The sequence below is a fragment of the Delftia sp. UME58 genome (assembly GCF_014170385.1).
Lineage (GTDB): Bacteria > Pseudomonadota > Gammaproteobacteria > Burkholderiales > Burkholderiaceae_C > Comamonas > Comamonas acidovorans.
Window position 1 is genome coordinate 33769 of record NZ_LZZV01000105.1, and the last position, 16249, is coordinate 50017.

Below are 16249 nucleotides of genomic sequence, written 5' to 3' on the forward strand. Positions count from 1 at the left end.
GCCTGTGCAGAGGCGGCCAGCGAGTTCGAGGGCGACGTTGTGGACACGTGAGGCGCCTTTATTCGCGGTTTGTGGGGAGATCAGGGGGGCCATGATGCACCTGCCGGCGGTGCGCCAAGGCCCCTTTTCAGGGTTTACTTCAGGGAGATCGCGGTGCCCGAGGTGTCCTTGACTTGACCCCAGGATTGGAAGATCACGTTCTTGACGGCGTCAGGCATGGGCACGTAGTCCAGGTCGGCGGCGGTCTTGTCGCCGGACTTGTAGGCCCACTCGAAGAACTTCAGCGAGGCAGCGGCCTGTGCGGGCTTGTCCTGGGCCTTGTGCATGATGATGAACGTGGCCGAGGTGATGGGCCATGCATCCTTGCCGGGCTGGTTGGTCAGGATCTGGTAGAAGCTCTTGGCCCAGTCGGCACCGGCGGCAGCGGCCTTGAAGGTGGCGTCGTCGGGCGACACGAAGGCGCCGCCAGCGGTCTGCAGCTGCGTGTAAGTCAGCTTGTTTTGCTTGACATAGGCGTACTCGACGTAGCCGATGGAGTTGGGCAGGCGGCCCACGAAGGCGGCCACGCCTTCATTGCCCTTGCCACCGGCACCCGTGGGCCAGTTCACGGCCTTGCCTTCGCCAACCTTTTCCTTCCACTCGGCATTGACCTTGGACAGGTAGTTCGTGAAGCCGAAGGTGGTGCCCGAGCCGTCAGCACGGCGCACGGGAGCGATGGTGGCGTCAGGCAGGGCCACGCCGGGGTTCAGGGCCTTGATGGCCTCGTCGCTCCACTTGGTGATCTTGCCCAGGTAGATGTCGCCCAGCACCTGGCCGGTCAGCTTGAGCTGGCCGGGCTGGATGCCCTTGATGTTGACCACGGGCACGATGCCGCCGATCACGGTGGGGAATTGCACCAGGCCCTTCTTGGCCAGTTCGTCGTCCTTGAGCGGCTCGTCCGAGGCACCGAAGTCCACGGTCTTGGCTTCGATCTGCTTGATGCCTGCGCTGGAGCCCACGGACTGGTAGTTGATCTTCACGCCGGTGGCCTTGTGGTAATCGGCGGCCCACTTCGAGTACAGCGGCGCAGGGAAGCTGGCGCCGGCGCCGGTGGCCTCCTGCTGGGCCAGGGCCTGCCCCATGCCGCCCGCAGACAGAGCACCAGCCACCAGAATGTGAATCACAGACAACTTCATGTACAGACCTCTTAGGGGTTGAAAGATGCGATGGCTGGACTGTAAGAAGGCTTTGTGACATTGATATGACATGAAGAAAAGGCGTCACAAATACCGGGCCATGCTCTGTAAGACCGAGGTCATCGCGGTGTCACAATTCCGTCTTAGTCTTGTGCCTCGCACGAGCTGGCACCAGACAAGCGCAGCCCTGCCACCCGGCACCGCTGCGCATTCCTGCTCGACGAATCTTGATTGGCGTTTCTCCCATGGCACCAGAATCCCTGCTCGCCGCCGTTGACCTCGGATCCAACAGCTTTCGCCTAGAAATAGGCCGCGTCGGCAGCCACCAGCGCATAGAGCGCGTGGAATATCTCAAGGAGACCGTACGCCAGGGCAATGGGCTCAACGAGCACCATGAGCTGACCGACGAGGCCATGCAACGCGGCTGGGACTGCCTGGCGCGCTTTGGCGAGCGCCTGGCCGGCTTTCCTGCCGACCAGGTCCGTGCCGTGGCCACGCAAACCCTGCGGGAGGCCCGCAACCGCGATGTCTTCATCGCACGCGGCAGCGCCCTGCTGGGCTTTCCCATCGAGGTCATCTCGGGCGAGGAAGAAGCCAGGCTGATCTATCGCGGCGTCTCCAGCCTGTTGCCGCCCTCGCAGCAGCGGCGCCTGGTGGTGGACATCGGCGGCCGCTCGACCGAAGTCATCATCGGCCAGCACGGCGAGGCGCGCCAGGTGGCCTCCTACCCCATAGGCAGCGTCGCCTGGAGCACGCAGTTCTTTGGCGAAGGCACGCTGTCGCGCGCACATTTCTCGGCCGCCATCAAGGCCGCACAGGCGGCCCTCACCCAGACCGTCTCGGCCTACCCGGCCACTGCATGGGACTGCGCCTATGCCTCGTCGGGCACGGCCAACGCCGTAGGCGACATCCTGGCTGCCAACGGGTACTCCGGCGGGCTGATCACGCCCGACAGCCTGCGCTGGCTGCATGAGCAGTTGATGGAAGCCGGCCATGTGGACCGCATCCGGCTGGCCGGACTCAAGGAAGACCGCCGCGCCGTCATCGCCGGAGGCCTGAGCATCCTGATTGCGGCCCTGGGCCTGCTGGGCATCACCGAACTGGAAGTCGCCCAGGGCGCGCTGCGCCAGGGCGTTTTGCACGACCTGCTGGAGCACGAGCCCCCCGCCGACCGCGAGGCAGCCGAAATTGCCGCGCTGCAGCAGGACTTCGGCATTGACGCCCCGCATGCGCTGCGCGTGCGCAAGGTGGCACGCTGGGCCTGGCAATCGCTGCAGGCACAACAGCCGTCCGATGCCCTGTCCACGCATGCACTGGACACGGCCGCCAGCCTGCACGAGATCGGCATGCGCATCTCCCTGAGCGCCTACCACCGGCACGGCGCCTACATCACCGAGCACTGCGGTGCCGCGACATGGCCTGTGGAGCTGCGCGCGCGCATCACCCAGCTCGTGCTCGGCCACCAGGGCAAGCTGCGCAAGCTCGACGCAGCCATCGAGGACCAGGCCGTGGCCTGGCCCTTGCTGGCACTGCGGCTGGCCGTGCAGCTGTGCCATGCCCGGCGTGACCCCGATCTGCAGGGCATGCGCCTGCACCGCTCGGACAGCGTCTTTCACCTGACCGCGCCGGAAGGCTGGGCCAGAAGCTACCCCCAGTCCGCACAGTTGCTGCGCACCGAGGCCGTGGCCTGGCAAAAGACGCCCTGGACCTTGCAACTGCATCTGCACTGAGCACGCCCCCTCTTCGGCGGCAAGGCAAAAGGCCCCGCCAGCGAATCTGCTGGCAGGGCCTTTTGCTTGCGCCTGGCTGGCGCAGGGGCAACAGTGACGCAGTTCAGACCTGGGGCCCGTAGCGCTCCATCAGGGCGCGCTGCGCACCCAGGCCCGTGGTCGGATAGGGTGCACGCTGGTAGGCACCATTGGCCTCCAGGGTCCAGGCATCGCGGTTGTCGTACAGGCTGGCGACCAGACATTCATCTATCACCTGCTGGCGCAGCACGGGGTCGCGCACGGGCCAGGCCAGCTCCACCCGGCGCATCATGTTGCGGTTCATCCAGTCGGCGCTGGACAGCAGCAGTTCCTGCTGCTTGCCCCAGGCAAAGTAGAAGACGCGCGAGTGCTCCAGGAAACGGCCGATGATGGAGCGCACGCGGATGTTGTCCGTCCAGCCCTTGCGCTGCGGTGGCAGCATGCAGGCGCTGCGCACGATGAGATCGATGCGCGCGCCCTGCTGGCCGGCACGCACCAGGGCCTGCATGAGCAGCTCGTCCGTCAGCGCATTCATCTTGAGCACGATGCGCGCCTCTTCGCCGCGCTGCGCCGCCTCGCCCACCTGGGCGATCAGCGCCAGCATGCGGTCGTGCAGCTGGAACGGTGCAATCACCAGCTGGTGCAGCTTGGGCAAACGGTTGTGGCTGGACAGGTGGCTGAACACGGCATCCATGTCCGCCGTGATCTGCGCATCGCAGGTCAACTGGCTGATGTCCGTGTACAGGCGTGCCGTGCGCACGTTGTAGTTGCCGGTGGACAGGTGGCCGTAGCGCTTGAGCTGTCCGCTGCGCTTTTCGCGCCGCGTGATCAGCAGCATCTTGGCGTGCGTCTTCAGGCCCAGCACGCCGTACACCACCTGGGCGCCCAGCGCCTCCAGCTTCTCGGCGGAGTTGATGTTGGCCTCTTCGTCAAAGCGGGCCTTGAGCTCCAGCACAGCCAGCACCTCCTTGCCGCGGCGCACCGCCTCGGCCAGCAACTGCATGATTTCGGAGTCGGACCCGGTGCGGTAGATGGTCTGCTTGATGGCCAGCACCTCGGGGTCGTTGACGGCCTCGCGCAGCAGCTCCAGCACGCCGTCGAAGCTCTCGAAAGGCTGGTGGATCAGCACGTCACGCTTGCGGATCTGGGCCATCACCGAGCGGCCCGGCTGCAGCTGGCGCGGCCATGCCGGCCGCCACGGCGGGAACAGCAGCGCGGGGTCATCGACCAGATCGACCAGCTGCGACTGGCGCACCAGGTTCACGGGCCCCTTGACGCGGAAAAGTGCCTCGGTCGGCAGGCCGAACTGGCCCAGCAGCAGGTCGGACAACATGGGCGAGCAGGCAAAGGACACCTCCAGCCGCACGGCCTGGCCGTAGTGGCGGTGGTGCAGCCCCTGGCGCAACGCCATGCGCAGGTCGCTGACGTCGTCCTCGTCCACCGCCAGGTCCGAATGGCGGGTGACACGGAATTGCGCGAACTCCGCCACCTCACGCCCCGGGAACAGCTCGACCAGATGGGCACGCACGATGCTGGAGATGCTCACGAACAGGCGCTGCTTGCCCGCGATCTTCTCCGGCAGGCGCACCAGGCGCGGCAAGGCGCGCGGGACCTTGACGATCGCCACCTCGTTGGCGCGACCAAAGGCATCGACACCCTTGAGGCGCACGATGAAATTCAGCGCCTTGTTGGCCACCTGGGGAAATGGATGGGATGGGTCCAGGCCCACGGGCATGAGCAGGGGCTGGACTTCACGCAGAAAATACTCGCGCACCCATTTGCGCTGGGCGCTGCTGCGCTCGCCATGGGAGACCACGCGTATGCCCTGCCCCGCAAAAGCAGGAATCAGCGACTGGTTGTACAGCGTGTACTGGCGCAATACCAGCTCATGCGCCTTGTCCATCAGCGAGCGAAAGCTCTGCAGCGTATACAGGCCCTTGGTGTCGCCGGCCTTGGCCGCCGTCACATGGGGGGCGCAGCGCACCTCGAACCACTCGTCGAGATTGGACGAGACGATGCACAGGTAGCGCAGCCGCTCCAGCAGCGGCACATCCTCGCGCACAGCCCAGTCCAGCACGCGCTCGTTGAACGCCAGGATGCAATGGTCGCGGTCCAGAAACTGTTGTTGCTGTTGCTGTTGCTGTTGCTGCACTTCACCGCTTTCGGCTGTGGCGTACGGGCCAGTGTATGCCGCGGCGGCCAGCCCCGCAGCAGAGACCGGGGCAGACGCTGGCGTCGCCTGGCCCCGCAATTGCAGCAGGGCGGTGGAAAGGCTTTCGGCCAGGGGCATCATCGGGACATTCAAGGGTGCAGAGACGGGTATGGGCGCTGTCTCGCGGGCCATGCCCAGCGAGGCGGGCCCGGCCGGCATGGTGCGCAGCCCCTGTTCATGTTCTGGTTCGGCAGGCGCGGCAGAGGCGCTGGCGGGAATCGGCGTGAATGTCTGGGGCATGGAGGCGGGGGCCCGGCCTTTGCCGGACCCGTTAATCACCCCGTGGACCGGGGATTCGGGCAGTCTGCCCCGGGTTTGTGACACGTTCATGACACAAATCCCGTCCATGCATGACACCTGTCATACAAGCGACTTGCAGCATGGGATGGCTGCGCTGGCGCTGTCATGCAAAGGTCATGACCAGGTCACGCAGCCACGAGGGCCGCGCTGTATCGCCAGGGTGCTAAGCTCGCTGCCATCCCCTGGATGGCGTTGGCTGCTGCACACCTGCCGCAGCCGTGTCGCGTCGTCCACCTTTCGCGCATGCCCTCTTCCAATCCCCCCGAAAGCCGCCTGGCTGCCATCGACATTGGCTCCAACAGCTGCCTGCTGGCCATGGCCCGCAGCGACGGCGCAAAGGTACAGCTGTTCAGCCACCGCAAGGAAGCCATACGACTGGGCAGCGCCCTGGACGCACAGGGCGCCCTGAGCCTGGAGGCCATGCAGCGTGGCTGGGCCTGCCTGGAGCGCTATGCGCAGGTGCTGGGCGACCTGCCCCGCCATCGCGTTCGTGCCGTGGCCACGCAGACGCTGAGAGAGGCATCGAATCGCCAGGTCTTCCTGGACGAGGGCCAGCGCATCCTGGGCTGCGCCATCGAAGTCATCGACGGCGAGGAAGAAGCACGCCTGATCTATCGCGGCGTCGCCCAGTTGCTGCCGCCCGGTCCCCAGCGGCGGCTGGTGGTGGATATCGGCGGCCGATCGACCGAGCTGTGCCTTGGTCAGCAGCGGCAGGTGCTGCAGGCACGCTCCTTCGCCTTCGGCAGCGTGACCTGGGCATTGCGCCACTTTCCCGATGGAGAGTTGTCGGCCCAGGCACTGTCCCAGGCCGAAGCAGCGGTGGCCGACGTCATTGCGCCCGAAGCCGCGCGGTTTGCCGCCGGGCAGTGGAGCCATGCCTATGGGTCCTCGGGCACGGCCGGTGCCATCGTCAAGGTGCTGGCCCATGCGCCCGATGGCACGGCCGGCTGGATCACGCGGCAGGGACTGGACTGGCTGCAGGCGCAGTTGCTGCGTGCAGGGCATGTCAGCCGCGTGAACATGGACGGGCTCAAGGAAGAGCTGCGCCCCATGATCGGCGGCGGCATGAGCGTGATGCGGGCGATCTTCTCCAGCCTGGGCATCGAGCGCATGCGCGTGACGCATGGCGCCCTGCGACATGGCGTGCTGTATGAGCTGGCCGATAGGCTGGATGCCGAAGCCTCCGGAAAACACAGGCGCAGGCCGGATTCACCCGGCCCATGACTGCCCAAGCCCTGCTTGCGTCAGGTAAGGCCGATAGAGTGTTTTTCGCACAAGTGCTACACTTTGTAAGCCTCCCAACCTCCCTCCATCACCGCCCCACCGCTTCGCCATGTCCGCGCCGACGATTGCGTACGACCCTGTACTCGAACGTCCGTCTTCGATGATGGCGGCGTCCCTGCAACGCAGCCTGCGCGAACAGCAGGCCCTGCTCGACAATGCCGGCGTCGGCATCGTCTTCATTCGCCAACGCGTCATCGTCCGCTGCAACCAGTGCTACGCAGACATCTTCGGCTACGCGGGCGAGCATGCGCTGGTGGGCATCAACAGCGAACACCTGCATCCCAGCCGCGATGAGCTGCGCAGCCTGGGACGCGAGGCCTACCGCACGCTGAGTGCCGGCCTGTCCTTTCGCACGCAGCGCCGCCTGCGCCGCAAGGACGGCAGCCTGTTCTGGGGAGAGCTCACGGGGCGGCTCATCAATCCGGGCGATGCGCGCGAGGGATCGATCTGGATCGTGAGCGATATCGACGACCGCCTGCGTGCCCAGCAGGCCCTGAGCCAGGCCCACGAGCTGCTGGAGCAGCAGGTACGCGACCGCACACGCGAACTCAGCGCCACGGTGGAGAACCTGCACCGGGAGATCGCCGACCGCAAGCTGGACCAGGAACGCATCTACTGGATGGCGCACTACGACGCGCTCACCGGCCTGCCCAACCGCACGCTGCTGGCCGAACGCAGTGCCCGCGCCATCGAGCTGGCCAAGGCCAACGACACGCCGCTGGCCGTGATGTTCCTGGACCTGGACCACTTCAAGCATGTCAATGATTCGCTGGGCCACCGCGTGGGCGATGCCCTGCTGGTGGAGATTGCCCGCCGCCTGCGTGCCGTCGTGCGCGACCGCGATACGGTGGCGCGCATCGGCGGCGACGAATTCGTGCTGCTGCTGCCAGGCGCCAATGCCCAGGGCGCGGCCCGCGTGGCCGGCAAGCTGCAGGAGGCGTCGCGCCAGGCCTACCAGATCGACCGCCATGAACTGACCATCGCACCGTCCATGGGCATTGCGCTGTACCCGCGCGACGGCCACGACATCGACTCGCTCACCCAGGCAGCCGATGCGGCCATGTACCACGCCAAGCAGGCCGGCCGCAACACCTACCGCTTCTTCACGCCGCAGATGCAGGCCCAGTCCCTGCGCGCCCTGCAGCTGGAGAACGCGCTGCGCCGGGCGCTGGAGCGCAATCAGCTGTATCTGCACTATCAGCCGCAGATCACGCTGAGCACGGGCCGCGTGCGCAGCGTGGAGGCGCTGCTGCGCTGGGAGCACCCGGAACTGGGCTCGGTCTCACCGGCCGAGTTCATTCCCGTGGCCGAGGACAGCGGCCAGATCCTGCAGATAGGCGAATGGGTGCTGCGCAGCGCCATGCAGCAATTGCAGGCCTGGCGCAATGCGGGCCTGTGCGACCTGAAGGTGGCAGTGAATCTTTCGGCCATCCAGTTCCATCAGCAGCAACTGCCCGAGATCATCAACCGCATCCTGCTCGACAGCGACCTGCCGGCCGATTCTCTGGAGCTGGAGCTGACCGAGGGCGTGGCCATCCATGATCCGCGCCAGGCGACAGCCACCATGGACCGGCTGCGCGAGCACGGCGTGCGCCTGGCCATGGACGACTTCGGCACCGGCTATTCATCCCTGAGCCAGCTCAAGCGCTTTCAGATCTACAAGCTCAAGATCGACCAGTCCTTCATCCAGGATCTGGACCACGACAGCAACGACCGCGCCATTGTCAGCGCCATCATCCGCATGGCCCAGGCCCTGGGCATGCAGACCACGGCCGAGGGCGTGGAGACCGAGGCACAGCTGGAGTTCCTGCGCGAGCAGGGCTGCGATGAGGCCCAGGGCTACCATTTCAGCCGCCCACTGGCACCAGAGGCGCTGGAGTCCTTCTTGCGCAGCCAGGGCTGACCGGGTCGCATCACCGCGCGCATCGCATCACCTCGCGCACCGCAATCCAGACGAAAAAAAGCCGGGGCATGAAGCCTCGGCCTTCCATGCGCAGGAGCGCGCAACCGCTCAGGCAACCGGCGAATTCTTGGCCACGCTGGCCAGGCGCTCGGCACAGCGGCTGGCCTGATCGCCATCGCGCGCCTCCACCATCACGCGCAGCAAAGGCTCGGTACCGCTGGCGCGGATGAGCACGCGCCCCGTATCTCCCAGTTCGGCCTTGACAGCCTCGGTGGCCTCTTCCAATTGGGTGTTGCGCTTCCAGTCCTGGCCCGGCTGCAGCCGCACGTTGAGCAGCACCTGGGGAAACAGTTGCACGGACGACAGCCACTGCGACAGGCTCTTGCCCGAGCGCACGCAGGCCTGCAGTACCTGCAATGCGCTGACCAGGCCGTCGCCCGTGGTGTGCTTGTCCAGCGCCAGCAAATGGCCCGAGCCCTCACCACCCAGGGTCCAGCCCTGGCGGTGCAGCTCTTCCAGCACATAGCGGTCGCCCACCTTGGCACGCACAAAGCCCACGCCCTGGGACTTCAGCGCCACCTCCACGGCCATATTGGTCATCAGCGTGCCCACGGCGCCCGGCACGGCCTCGCCGCGCGCCAGCCGGTCGGCTGCCAGCAGATACAGCAGTTCGTCGCCGTTGTAGAGCCGCCCGGCCGCATCGACCAGCAGCAGGCGGTCGGCATCGCCGTCCAGCGCCACACCGAAGTCGGCCTTGTTGGCACGCACGGCCAGAACCAGCGCCTCGGGATGGGTGGCACCCACGCCTTCGTTGATGTTCAGTCCGTCGGGTGCGACGCCTATGGCAACCACATCGGCACCCAGCTCATGGAAGACCTTGGGCGCAATCTGATAGGCCGCACCATGAGCCGCATCGACGACGATCTTCACGCCCTTGAGCGTGAGCGCATGGTCGAAAGTGCTCTTGCAGAACTCGATGTAGCGGCCCGCAGCGTCCTCCAGGCGCCGTGCCTTGCCCAGCGCAGCGGAGTCGGCCCAGACAGGCTCCTCGGCCAGGGCCTGCTCGACCTCTTCCTCCCAGGCATCGGGCAGCTTGGTGCCCTGGGCGCTGAAGAACTTGATGCCGTTGTCGTAATAAGGGTTGTGGCTGGCACTGATGACCACGCCCAGGCTGGCGCGCTGGGCGCGCGTCAGATAGGCCACGCCCGGCGTGGGCAGGGGCCCCAGCAGCATCACGTCCACGCCGGCAGAGTTGAACCCGGACTCCAGCGCGCTCTCCAGCATGTAGCCCGAGATCCGCGTGTCCTTGCCGATCAGCACCATCGGACGGGCTTCCTTGCGCCGCAGCACACGGCCCACGGCATGCGCCAGGCGCAGCGCGAAGTCGGGGGTGATGGGCGAGCGGCCGACCAGGCCGCGAATTCCGTCGGTACCAAAATATGTGCGTGCCATAGTGCTCCTTTGTTGTTCAGTTGTTGTCGTGCATGGTCTGCCAGACCGTCAATGCCGCCACCGTATCGGCCACGTCGTGCACGCGCACCACGCGCGCGCCGCGCTCCACCGCCAGCAGTGCCGCAGCCACGCTGGGCACCATGCGCCGGCCTTGCGCAAGGCCACTGACCTGCCCGAGCGAGCCCTTGCGCGACCAGCCGGCCAGCAGCGGGAAGTCTAGGCCCAGCAATTCGTGCTGGCGTGCAAGCAGGGAAAAATTCTGTGCCACGCTTTTGCCGAAGCCGATGCCATAGTCCCAGACGATGCGCTCCCGTGCCACGCCCCGGGCCATCAGGGCATCGGTGTGCGCCTGCAGGAACGCGCGCACGGCAGGTACGGCATCTCCTTGCATGGGAGTGGTCTGCATGTCCTGCGGCGTGCCATGCATGTGCATGAGGCAGATGCCGCAGCTCGGGTGGGCGGCCACCACCTGCTGCGCGCCCGGCTGGCGCAGCGCCCAGATGTCGTTGACGATGTCGGCCCCCAGATCGAGCACAGCCTGCATGACCTCGGGCTTGTAGGTATCGACGGAGACAGGCACGCCCAGTTGCACCGCGCCCTGCACCACGGGCAGCACGCGCCGCAACTCCTCATCCAGCGGCACGGCCGGTGAGCCGGGCCTGGTGGACTCGCCGCCGATATCGAGGATGTGCGCACCTTCGCTGACCAACTGCTCTGCATGCCGCAAGGCCTGCTCCACCGTGTTGTGCCGCCCGCCGTCGGAAAACGAGTCGGGCGTCACATTGACGATGCCCATGACCAGTGGACGCTGAAGGTCTAGAACGAAGCGCGAAGTCTGCCATTGATGCGGCATGGGATTTCCTGAAGGTAGGCGCTCGCTCGAGCGTGGGTTCATCACTGGCCGGTGCAGGTGCTTGAACACATCCGGCAAGCAAAGCAAAAGGGCCCCTCAGGGCCCTTTGCATGGGATTGGCCGATTCTGCGGCAAGCAGCTCAGGCCGTGGTGGGCGACGGGTCGGCATCCACTGCGGGCGTGCCGCCAGACGAGTTGCCACCGTCGGACGAGGGCGGGTTGCGAGGCACCCAGTCCTTGGGAGGACGTGGCTCACGGCCTGCCATGATGTCATCGAGTTGCTCGGCATCGATGGTTTCCCAGTCGAGCATGGCCTTGGCCATGGCGTGCATCTTGTCGGAGTTGTCCTCGATCAGCTTGCGCGCCAGTCCGTACTGCTCGTCGATGATGCGGCGCACCTCCTGGTCCACCTTCTGCATCGTCTGCTCGCTGACGTTGTTGGTCTTGCTCATCGAGCGGCCCAGGAAAGGCTCGCCTTCCTGTTCCGCATAGACCATGGGGCCCAGCGCATCGGTCATGCCATAGCGGGTGACCATGTCGCGTGCGATCTGCGTGGCCCGCTCGAAGTCGTTGCTTGCGCCCGTGGTCATCTGGTTCATGAACACTTCTTCGGCAATGCGCCCACCGAACAGCATGGCGATCTGGTTGAGCATGTACTCCTTGTCGAAGGAGTAGCGATCCTTCTCGGGCAGGCTCATGGTCACGCCCAGCGCACGGCCGCGCGGAATGATGGTGACCTTGTGCACGGGATCGCACTTGGGCAGCAGCTTGCCGATCAGCGCGTGGCCTGCCTCGTGGTAGGCAGTGTTGCGGCGCTCTTCCTCGGGCATGACCATGCTCTTGCGCTCGGGGCCCATGATGATCTTGTCCTTGGCCTTCTCGAAGTCCTGCATCTCGACGGTGCGCGCATTGCGGCGCGCGGCCATCAGGGCTGCTTCGTTGCAGAGGTTGGCCAGATCGGCACCCGACATGCCCGGCGTGCCGCGCGCGATCACGCCCGGGTTCACGTCCTGACCGACAGGGATCTTGCGCATGTGGACATTGAGGATCTGCTCACGGCCGCGGATATCGGGCAGCGTCACGTACACCTGGCGGTCGAAACGGCCGGGGCGCAGCAGCGCCGCATCCAGGATGTCGGGACGGTTGGTCGCAGCCACCACGATCACGCCGAGGTTGGTCTCGAAGCCATCCATCTCGACCAGCATCTGGTTCAGTGTCTGCTCACGCTCGTCATTGCCGCCGCCCAGGCCTGCGCCACGCTGGCGACCCACGGCATCGATTTCATCGATGAAGATGATGCAAGGGGCATTCTTCTTGGCGTTCTCGAACATGTCGCGCACGCGGGCCGCGCCCACGCCGACAAACATTTCCACGAAGTCGGAACCAGAGATGCTGAAGAACGGAACCTTGGCCTCACCAGCGATGGACTTGGCCAGCAAGGTCTTGCCGGTACCCGGAGGCCCGACCAGCAGCAGGCCGCGCGGAATGCGGCCGCCGAGCTTCTGGAACTTGTTGGGGTCCTTGAGGAAGTCCACGACTTCCTTGACCTCTTCCTTGGCTTCGTCGCAGCCTGCGACGTCGGCAAAGGTCACGGTGTTGTTGTTCTCGTCCAGCATGCGGGCCTTGCTCTTGCCGAAGCTGAAGGCACCGCCCTTGCCGCCGCCCTGCATCTGGCGCATGAAGTACACCCACACGCCGATCAACAGCAGCATGGGGCCCCAGCTGACGAGCAAGGTCATCAGGACCGAGCCTTCCTCGCGGGGCTTGACGTCGAACTTGACGTTGTTGTTGATCAGATCACCCACGAGCCCGCGATCCAGGTAGGTGGCTGTCGTGCGCACCTTGCGATCATCGTTGGTCGTGGCCACGATCTCGGTGCCACCGGGGCTTTCCTGGATGGTGGCGCTCTTGATGCGGTTGCTTCGCACCTCTTCCAGGAACTCGGAGTAACCGACATGGGACGCGCCAGCGCCGCCACGGGTGTCAAATTGTTTGAACACCGTAAACAGCACCATGGCGATGACCAGCCAGACGGCAATTTTTGAAAACCACTGATTGTTCAAGCGGGGCTCCAATGGGGATACAGATAAAACGACTTCCAGCGTGCTCGAAGCGTATTTGCGGTCCATTTTAGGTGTTTCAAGCTGGCTGGTCGCCTATATCCCTCTATAGCAGCCATAGCTTGAATGCGGTCTTGACCCGCGTCAGGGCAGCGCCGGGCGCTGGACAGGGCTACTTGAGCCCCATGCCCACCAGAAACGTCTCCGAAGACTTGTCGCGCGAGGACTTGGGCTTGATCGGCTTGACCACCTTGAAGGTCTGCCGGAACAGCGCTACCAGGTCATCGTAGGCCCCGCCGTGGAAGAGCTTCACGACCAAAGCCCCTTCAGGTTTCATATGGTGGATGGAAAAATCAACCGCCAGTTCGACCAGCAGCGCAATGCGCGCCGCATCCGTCGTGCCGTTGCCCGACAGGTTGGGAGCCATGTCGGAGACCACCACATCGGCCTTGCCCCCGCCCAGAGCCTCCTGCAGCTGCGCCAGCACCGGCTCCTCGCGGAAGTCGCCCAGAATGAACTGCACGCCCTCGATGGGCTCCATGGGCAGCAGATCCAGCGAGATGATGCGGCCATTGAGCGCGCCCACCGCCGCGCCTTCTGGCGACAGGCAGCGGCGCACGTACTGGCTCCACGCCCCTGGCGTAGAGCCCAGGTCCACCACCGTGCCCCCCGGCCGGATGAGCTTGAGCTGCTCGTCGATCTCCTTGAGTTTGTAGGCCGCGCGAGCGCGGTAGCCGTCCTTCTGGGCGGCCTTGACGTAAGGATCGTTGACGTGGCTGTTGAGCCAAGCCTTGTTGACCTTCTTGCTTTTTGTTTGGACTTTCATGCTGGATTCTTTCAGCCTCGATAATACGGCCATGCCCCAAATTCAATTGACTCCCGCCGAGCGCCGGGAACACCGCGCCAACGCACACCACCTGGACCCCGTGGTCCTCATCGGAGGTGACGGCCTGACGGCTGCCGTGCAAAAGGAGGTCAACGCCGGCCTTAACGCACATGGCCTGATCAAGGTCCGTGTCTTCAACGACGACCGCGCCGCACGCGAGCAGATGTATCTGCAACTGTGCGACGAACTTGGCGCTGCACCCATTCAACACATCGGCAAGCTGCTGGTGCTCTGGCGCCCCATGCCGGAAAAGGAAAAAGCCATCGACGAGAACCGCATGCCCGGTCCTCGCGATGTCAAGCTGCTCAAGTTCAGCAAGCGCTCCGGCCAGAAGCCCGAGGTCAAGCAGATCCGCGTGCTGGGCAACCAGCGCCTGACGGCAGGTGGCCAGGTCAAGCGCGCCAAGCCCAAGCAAAAGTCGGTCAAGAAGCGTCAGGCAGACTGAGTCCGCCGTATCCATGACCGTAGCATCCCATGCCGCCAGCGTGGCCCAGGCCGCGCAACCGCCCTCCGCCTCCCCCTCTGCGCAGCAGCGCTTCGTGATCTGCATGAAGTGGGGCAAGAAGTACGGTCCGGAGTATGTCAACAGGCTCTACGCCATGGTGCGTCGGCATCTGCAGGGCGATTTTCGCCTTGTCTGCCTGACCGATGACGGCGTGGGGATTCGTGACGAGGTCGAATGCCTGCCGATTCCTCCGCTGAACCTGCCTGCAGGCATTCCGGAGCGCGGCTGGAACAAGTTGGCCACGTTCAGTGCCGACCTGCATGGCCTGCGTGGCACGGCGCTGTTTCTTGACGTGGACGTGGTCATCACCGGGCCGCTGGACGATTTTTTCACCGAGCCCGGTGAATTCCTCATCATCCACGACTACAAGCGTCCGTGGCGCATCACCGGCAATTCCTCGGTGTACCGCTTCGAGCTCGGTGCTCACCCCGAGGTGCTGGACTATTTCCGCACGCATTTCGAAGAGATACGCCGCAACTTTCGCAACGAGCAAGCCTATCTGTCCGACATGCTGCACAAGCAGGGCAAGCTGAAATACTGGCCCCAGGCCTGGTGCCCCAGCTTCAAGTACCACTGCATCCCCGCATGGCCGACAAACTACTGGAAGCCGCCCTTCGTGCCGGATGGTGCACGCGTCGTGATCTTCCACGGAGAATGCAATCCGCCCGACGCGTTGGCCGGCCGGCGCAATCGGCGCTTTCGCTATATCCGGCCTGCCGGCTGGGTGGCAGAGCACTGGCACGAGTGAGCAAGCTCGAGCCCCGCAAAAAACGCCCGCGCTTGCGGGCGTTTTCGTTTGCCAGGGCGCCGAACCGGCAGGACCGGGGTCAGGCCGTGGCCTCGTTGTTCGCTTGAGACGGACTGCCTATGCGCCACAGCACGACGAGCGCGCACAGCCACTGCAGCGCATACATCACGGTGCCCACGCTGTGCCACAACTTGAGGTTGTCGCGTGCAACGATGCGCGGCGACACGCCGTACTGGACGACAAATGCCAGCAGCATGCCTGCGATCACAAAGCCCAGGCAGGCTTTGGCCCAGGGCTGCAGGACCTGCTCCTTGTTGCGCCGGGACAGGACCAGCAGCAGGGCCGTGCAGGCGATCGACACCCAGGTCTGCGCGGCAAACAGCTTGGCAGCCATGAAGCCCGCGACAGCCGGCGTGGGCAAGTGGGCGAACAGCATGGGCACCGCCATGAAGCCTATGGCCGACAGGCTGCCCCACCACAGGGCAGCAGCCAGCAGGGGAATGCGCTCGTACAGGTTGCTCATGGGCTTAGGCCTTCCTCAATGATCGAGGCACAGGCACTGACGCATCAGAGGTAGCGCACCGACACCACTTCATAGCGGCGCTCGCCGCCTGGTGCCTGCACGACGGCGGTATCGCCCTCTTCCTTGCCGATCAGCGCGCGCGCGATGGGGCTGGAGACGTTGATCAGGCCCAGCTTGAGGTCGGCCTCGTCCTCGCCGACGATCTGGTACTTGACCGTGTCGCCGCTGTCTTCATCCTCGAGTTCAACCGTTGCACCGAAGACCACGCGGCCACCAGCATCCACGGCAGAGGGATCGATGATCTGGGCAGCCGACAGCTTGCTCTCGACTTCGGCAATGCGGCCTTCGATGAAGCCCTGGCGGTCCTTGGCGGCCTCGTATTCGGCGTTTTCGCTCAGGTCGCCCTGGGCACGGGCCTCGGCGATGGCCTGGATGATGGAGGGACGCTCCACGGTTTTCAGGCGGTGCAGTTCGTCCTTGAGCTTCTCGGCTCCGCGCTTGGTGATGGGAATGGTGGCCATTGAAAAGTCTCCATGTTCAGCGAACGCCGCGCGCTGCGCGGCTTCTTCGGTACAGGCGTGCCGGCGACTTTGCGGCTGG

At 65.1% G+C, this 16249-nt stretch carries 13 protein-coding genes; 5 read left to right on the top strand and 8 right to left on the bottom strand.

Annotated features, from left to right (window positions below; translation table 11 throughout):
• Nucleotides 1-134: 134 nt before the first annotated feature.
• Nucleotides 135-1175, bottom strand: a complete 1041-nt coding sequence (pstS, locus tag A9976_RS27020) for a phosphate ABC transporter substrate-binding protein PstS (RefSeq protein WP_183021535.1) — start codon at nt 1173-1175, stop codon at nt 135-137.
• Between the two features lie 245 nt (nt 1176-1420).
• On the opposite strand from pstS, the gene A9976_RS27025 reads away from it, so the two are divergent.
• Nucleotides 1421-2905: a Ppx/GppA phosphatase family protein gene (locus tag A9976_RS27025; protein WP_183021536.1), complete on the top strand. Its 1485-nt coding sequence runs from the start codon at nt 1421-1423 to the stop codon at nt 2903-2905.
• A 103-nt stretch (nt 2906-3008) separates the two neighbouring features.
• On the opposite strand, the gene ppk1 is transcribed toward A9976_RS27025, so the two are convergent.
• Complete coding sequence (ppk1, locus tag A9976_RS27030) at nt 3009-5465, bottom strand: polyphosphate kinase 1 (RefSeq protein ID WP_183021537.1); 2457 nt, start codon at nt 5463-5465, stop codon at nt 3009-3011.
• 213 nt (nt 5466-5678) lie between these two features.
• On the opposite strand from ppk1, the gene A9976_RS27035 reads away from it, so the two are divergent.
• Both A9976_RS27035 and A9976_RS27040 read left to right on the top strand, forming a co-directional pair.
• Nucleotides 5679-6659 carry a Ppx/GppA family phosphatase gene (locus tag A9976_RS27035; RefSeq protein WP_183021538.1) on the top strand — a complete coding sequence of 327 codons (981 nt, stop codon included), beginning with the start codon at nt 5679-5681 and terminating at the stop codon, nt 6657-6659.
• 109 nt (nt 6660-6768) lie between these two features.
• Nucleotides 6769-8622 (top strand): EAL domain-containing protein, encoded by a 1854-nt coding sequence (locus tag A9976_RS27040; protein WP_183021539.1) that lies wholly within the window; start codon nt 6769-6771, stop codon nt 8620-8622.
• A 108-nt stretch (nt 8623-8730) separates the two neighbouring features.
• Here the strand turns inward: A9976_RS27040 and glmM are convergent, their stop codons facing one another.
• The 4 genes from glmM to A9976_RS27060 form a co-directional block, all read right to left on the bottom strand.
• A complete protein-coding gene (glmM, locus tag A9976_RS27045) occupies nt 8731-10074 on the bottom strand; it encodes a phosphoglucosamine mutase (protein ID WP_183021540.1) in 1344 nt (447 codons plus the stop codon).
• Nucleotides 10075-10090: 16 nt separating this feature from the next.
• Nucleotides 10091-10927 (bottom strand): dihydropteroate synthase, encoded by an 837-nt coding sequence (gene folP, locus A9976_RS27050; protein ID WP_183021541.1) that lies wholly within the window; start codon nt 10925-10927, stop codon nt 10091-10093.
• A 140-nt stretch (nt 10928-11067) separates the two neighbouring features.
• A complete protein-coding gene (gene ftsH / locus A9976_RS27055; protein WP_183021542.1) occupies nt 11068-12990 on the bottom strand; it encodes an ATP-dependent zinc metalloprotease FtsH in 1923 nt (640 codons plus the stop codon).
• 169 nt (nt 12991-13159) lie between these two features.
• Nucleotides 13160-13813 carry an RlmE family RNA methyltransferase gene (locus A9976_RS27060; RefSeq protein ID WP_183021543.1) on the bottom strand — a complete coding sequence of 218 codons (654 nt, stop codon included), beginning with the start codon at nt 13811-13813 and terminating at the stop codon, nt 13160-13162.
• Nucleotides 13814-13844: 31 nt separating this feature from the next.
• Here A9976_RS27060 and A9976_RS27065 point away from each other — a divergent pair, with 31 nt between their 5' ends.
• Nucleotides 13845-14318, top strand: coding sequence for a YhbY family RNA-binding protein (locus tag A9976_RS27065; protein WP_012206726.1), 474 nt, complete (start codon nt 13845-13847; stop codon nt 14316-14318).
• Nucleotides 14319-14331: 13 nt separating this feature from the next.
• Nucleotides 14332-15126, top strand: a complete 795-nt coding sequence (locus A9976_RS27070) for a glycosyltransferase (protein ID WP_183021544.1) — start codon at nt 14332-14334, stop codon at nt 15124-15126.
• Between the two features lie 79 nt (nt 15127-15205).
• Here the strand turns inward: A9976_RS27070 and A9976_RS27075 are convergent, their stop codons facing one another.
• Together A9976_RS27075 and greA are read right to left on the bottom strand one after the other, a co-directional pair.
• A complete protein-coding gene (locus tag A9976_RS27075) occupies nt 15206-15649 on the bottom strand; it encodes a DUF4149 domain-containing protein (RefSeq protein WP_183021545.1) in 444 nt (147 codons plus the stop codon).
• A 44-nt stretch (nt 15650-15693) separates the two neighbouring features.
• Nucleotides 15694-16170, bottom strand: coding sequence for a transcription elongation factor GreA (greA, locus tag A9976_RS27080; protein WP_016447473.1), 477 nt, complete (start codon nt 16168-16170; stop codon nt 15694-15696).
• Between the last annotated feature and the right edge of the window lie 79 nt (nt 16171-16249).

What these genes read in the sequence shown, in the direction of transcription:
- A9976_RS27035 (WP_183021538.1), top strand. Translation starts at nt 5,679, where the DNA reads ATGCCCTCTTCCAATCCCCCCGAAAGCCGCCTGGCTGCCATCGACATT.
- A9976_RS27075 (WP_183021545.1), bottom strand. Translation starts at nt 15,649, where the DNA reads ATGAGCAACCTGTACGAGCGCATTCCCCTGCTGGCTGCTGCCCTGTGG.
- A9976_RS27040 (WP_183021539.1), top strand. Translation starts at nt 6,769, where the DNA reads ATGTCCGCGCCGACGATTGCGTACGACCCTGTACTCGAACGTCCGTCT.
- pstS (WP_183021535.1), bottom strand. Translation starts at nt 1,175, where the DNA reads ATGAAGTTGTCTGTGATTCACATTCTGGTGGCTGGTGCTCTGTCTGCG.
- glmM (WP_183021540.1), bottom strand. Translation starts at nt 10,074, where the DNA reads ATGGCACGCACATATTTTGGTACCGACGGAATTCGCGGCCTGGTCGGC.
- A9976_RS27065 (WP_012206726.1), top strand. Translation starts at nt 13,845, where the DNA reads ATGCCCCAAATTCAATTGACTCCCGCCGAGCGCCGGGAACACCGCGCC.
- ppk1 (WP_183021537.1), bottom strand. Translation starts at nt 5,465, where the DNA reads ATGAACGTGTCACAAACCCGGGGCAGACTGCCCGAATCCCCGGTCCAC.
- A9976_RS27070 (WP_183021544.1), top strand. Translation starts at nt 14,332, where the DNA reads ATGACCGTAGCATCCCATGCCGCCAGCGTGGCCCAGGCCGCGCAACCG.
- A9976_RS27025 (WP_183021536.1), top strand. Translation starts at nt 1,421, where the DNA reads ATGGCACCAGAATCCCTGCTCGCCGCCGTTGACCTCGGATCCAACAGC.
- folP (WP_183021541.1), bottom strand. Translation starts at nt 10,927, where the DNA reads ATGCCGCATCAATGGCAGACTTCGCGCTTCGTTCTAGACCTTCAGCGT.
- A9976_RS27060 (WP_183021543.1), bottom strand. Translation starts at nt 13,813, where the DNA reads ATGAAAGTCCAAACAAAAAGCAAGAAGGTCAACAAGGCTTGGCTCAAC.
- greA (WP_016447473.1), bottom strand. Translation starts at nt 16,170, where the DNA reads ATGGCCACCATTCCCATCACCAAGCGCGGAGCCGAGAAGCTCAAGGAC.